Source organism: Acidimicrobiales bacterium, from assembly GCA_036273495.1.
Taxonomy (GTDB): Bacteria; Actinomycetota; Acidimicrobiia; order Acidimicrobiales; family JAJPHE01; genus DASSEU01.
Genome location: DASUHN010000253.1, coordinates 1 through 3,644 on the forward strand (window position 1 = coordinate 1; position 3,644 = coordinate 3,644).

At 71.0% G+C, this 3,644-nt stretch carries 4 protein-coding genes; 1 reads left to right on the forward strand and 3 read right to left on the reverse strand.

Annotation, left to right across the window (positions count from 1 at the left end; genetic code table 11):
• Both VFW24_10890 and VFW24_10895 read right to left on the reverse strand, forming a co-directional pair.
• A partial coding sequence (locus VFW24_10890) for a hypothetical protein (GenBank protein ID HEX5267268.1) occupies positions 1-729 on the reverse strand: 729 nt, incomplete at its 3' end.
• 2 nt (positions 730-731) lie between these two features.
• Positions 732-1,994: a lipase family protein gene (locus VFW24_10895; protein HEX5267269.1), complete on the reverse strand. Its 1,263-nt coding sequence runs from the start codon at positions 1,992-1,994 to the stop codon at positions 732-734.
• Between the two features lie 18 nt (positions 1,995-2,012).
• On the opposite strand from VFW24_10895, the gene VFW24_10900 reads away from it, so the two are divergent.
• Positions 2,013-3,062 carry a phosphotransferase gene (locus tag VFW24_10900; GenBank protein ID HEX5267270.1) on the forward strand — a complete coding sequence of 350 codons (1,050 nt, stop codon included), beginning with the start codon at positions 2,013-2,015 and terminating at the stop codon, positions 3,060-3,062.
• Between the two features lie 24 nt (positions 3,063-3,086).
• Here VFW24_10900 and VFW24_10905 read toward each other — a convergent pair.
• On the reverse strand, positions 3,087-3,644 hold a 558-nt coding region (locus tag VFW24_10905), incomplete at its 5' end, for a VC0807 family protein (GenBank protein ID HEX5267271.1).

Here is a 3,644-nt window from a genome sequence, read left to right on the forward strand (position 1 = left end):
GACGCCGATCACGGTCCCCGTCGACACATAGCGGGCTCCGGAACCGGAGCATACGTAGGTCCACTTCTTGCCCGCCGCGTTCGACGGGGGCCGCCACCAGGCCGGCTGCGTGCAGGTCATCGACGCCTGCTCCCCGACTCCGTAGAAGCTCACGTAGCTGTTGGTGGCCTGATAGGTGACCTCCCCGGGCGCCGGGAAGCACAGGACGTAGTCCTCCCAGTGCTCCTGGGCCGGCTCCCAGCGCTGACTCTGGCACGAGGAGCCCTTTGGGCTCACGGTGATCGTCGACCGGGACGGGTACTGGCGTTCCGCCCCCGGGGTGCTGAGTTTCTCGTAGCCGCTGGTCGCGTAGACGTAGACGCCGTCAGCGGGCATGGGGGAAGGCGCGGTCGTTGTCGGGTGGGCCGGAGCCGGTCCCGCCGCGGCGGACGCCCCCACGGATCCGGGCTGGGCGGGACCCGGGCTCCCGACCGATGTGGGAGTCCCGGGCGCCACGGGAACGGCTGAGGGGGCGGCGCCCGGCGCCGATCCCGGCCCGCCGGGCGGCCGGACCGGCGCGGGACGGTGTCCGAGGGTCTTGCGGTAGTTGGCCACGGCCTGCCCGACGCTCAGGGCGGTGGAGCGGGTCCGGAAGACGATGGCAAGCCCGTCGAGCAGGAGCACGACCACCGCGGCCACCAGCACCAGGCGGCGGGGCCAGGGCCGGCGCCCGCCTGCGCCCGAGGTCATCCCTACGAACCCAGTGAGGAACAGTTGCTGACGGTGGGAGCCCCGGCAAAGCGACCCTGGAGGAACGGTCCGGTCTCGGGGTCGAAGTAGGCGCCGGCTTCGGTATGAGAGGCGCCGGAGTACTCCTGGTAGTCGACCGGTACCCCCTCGGCGCAGTAGTGACGGGCCAGCGCCTTCACGTCGGCGGCCACCATGGCGCCGTCCCCCTTCCCGTCGACGTTGCCCACGCCCATCAAGAGGGGCTCACCCGGATGGGTCTTGGCCGTCCCCATCGTCTGGTCGCGAAGCACGCTCGCGAAGGGAGCGACCTGGGCCAGGTTCCGGTAGGCGGGCAGCATGATCGAGCTGATCGTCAGCCCCGGGTACTTCCCGAAGTCCGAGGCGATGCACGTGTTGGCCTCCTGCTGGACAACCTCGAGGCCGAACGGTGACATGTACCGCTTCAGGTCGACGCCGTAGGCGCGCGACAGCCCGAGAAGCTCCCCGGGGATGGCAGCGGAGTACTCGGCGGTGCCGTTGATGTAGGCGAAGTGGTCGAGGTAGTTGGCCGGGATGCCGCCTTCGGCCACCCCGACGATGTTCACCTTCGGGGCGTAGGAGGGCGCCAGCTCGCTGGCCCAATCGGCCGCCACCGCACCTCCCGAGTAGCCCGAGAGCCCGACCTCCGTGTCGGCGCCGATGCGCAGATACGATTCAGTGGCGCGGAGCGCGTCGAGCGTCCCGTATCCGGACTCGTGACCCGTCATCCAGTCGAGGCGGGTGCCCTCGAAATCGGGCACGGTGACGATGTCTCCCTGGGAGAGGTACCACGTGATCAGGAGCTCCTCCTCCTCGGCCTCCTGGGCGTAGGTGGAGTCACCGGGGTCCCCGCCGGCGAGGGTGTAGCTGGGATCACACCGCGAGCCCAGACCGTCATAGAAGCTCAGGTAGCCGACGATCCTCGGGACGACGGGGTCCGGTGTGGGCGTGAGCACTGTGGTCACGGTGGCGGTGGCGTGGCCCAGCTGATCGGTCGTCCGGTACAGCAGCTGCTCGGCGCTGATCGGCGTGGAGTTGCCCGGCCCGAAGGCCAGCTGGACCGAGCGCTGCCGCAGCACGGTGCCCGGTGGGACGGCACGGAGAGGCGTCGGGCCCGAGTAGGTGTAGAAGGGATCCTGCGACGGGGGCTCGGGTCCGGATGCCACGGCCGGCGGGACGAGTGCGCCGAGCGGGACCAGGAGCGCCATCAGGGCGGCCCCCAGCCCCCAGCGGTACCGCGATGCCATGGCTGTAAGTTCGGCCTCGTGGGCCGACTCCCTTCCGCCGCCTCGGATCTGTCAGCGTCGTGGTTGTCCGAGACCCTCGGGACCGAGGTGGTCGGCGTCGAGGTGCTCGGTCACACCTCGGCCACCAACCAGCGGGTACGGATCGGCCTCTCGTTCACCGAGGCGGAATCCGGCCCCCCGTCCCTGTTCGTGAAGTTGCCGCCGACCGATCCTGCCCATCGGGAGATGATCAGCGCCAGCGGCATGGGCCGGCGGGAGTCGCAGTTCTACGCCGACATCGCCGCATCCCTCGATCTCCGGGTGCCCCGCAGCTACTACGCCGCCTTCGACGAGGACGGGGACTTCGTGCTGCTGCTGGAGGACCTCGCCGCCGGGGGGTGTGAGTTCTCGGACGGGGCGTGGGGGGTCACGGCCGATGCCGCCGCCCGTGCCCTGGAGGAGCTCGCCCGCTTCCACGCCCGTTTCCAGGATGCGGCCGTCCGCTCGGCGGCGGCTCCATGGCTGGGAGCTCCGGTGATCCGCCGCACCGACGCCACCGCCCGGCGGCTCCGCTCCGTCCTCGACCAGCACAGGGACGCGCTCACCGCGGACTATCTGGCGGCGGGGGAGCTGTACGTCGCGCACCACGGGCGCCTGGACGAGCTGTGGAATGCCGGGCCCCAGACCTACATCCACGGGGACCTCCACATCGGCAACGTCTTTCTGGACGGCGGCCGGGTGGGCTTCATCGACTGGGGCCTGTCCCGCGTCAGCACGCCGCTCCGGGATGTCAGCTACTTCCTGACCATGACCGTCGACCCGGACGAGCGCCGGCCCTCCGAGCGGGATCTCCTGAAGCTGTATCTCGACGCCCTGGCCGCGGCGGGTGGCGCCCGGATCGGCTTCGACGAGGCCTGGGCCGTCCACCGCGTCCACGCCGGCTACACCGTCCTCGCCACCTTCCTGGCCTTCATGCCCTCGTATGCCACCGGTGACGGCCAGAGCCTCGGCGCCGACCTGAGGAGACGGGCCGAGCTGGCGTTGGAGGACCTCGACACCGTCGCAGCCCTCCGGGCGGCGGTCGGCTGATCCCCGGACCGCTCGGGACCCGCCCTACGCGGCGCCCTCCGGTACCGACGGGTAGATCAGCCCCGTGTCCTGGAGCAGTTCCTCGCCCAGGCGCCGGGCCCGCTTGCTGAACCAGATGGTGAAGGCGAAGAGACCCCCGAAGACCACGCCCGCAAGGATCGGCGAGGCGGCCAGGAAGGCACCGGTGGGCAGGGCCACCGCCAGCACCACCCGAAGGCCGGCCTCGACCATCAGGCCGACGCCCCAGCAGGCGGTGATGATGGCGAAGGTCCGGGGCGCCGTCGGCATCTCGTACAGCTCGTCATAGGCGCGCTGCTTCGTGGGGTCGTTGCCGGCGGACAGGGCCCGGCCGATGAAGAACATGATCGGGCGGCGCCACGTCAGCGAGATGAGACAGGCGACACCGAACAGAGCGGTGAAGGCCGAGTCCCGCACCTTGAGGACGAAGGCGTCCCCGCCCAGCGCCACCGAGGCGACCACTCCGGCCACGAACCCGAACAGGACGATCAGGCCGATGGGGTCCAGGCGGCGGCGGCGGATCCACTCGATCACCACCCACCCGGCTGCCGGCGCGCCGGCGAT

What these genes read in the sequence shown, in the direction of transcription:
- VFW24_10895 (HEX5267269.1), bottom strand. Translation starts at nt 1,994, where the DNA reads ATGGCATCGCGGTACCGCTGGGGGCTGGGGGCCGCCCTGATGGCGCTC.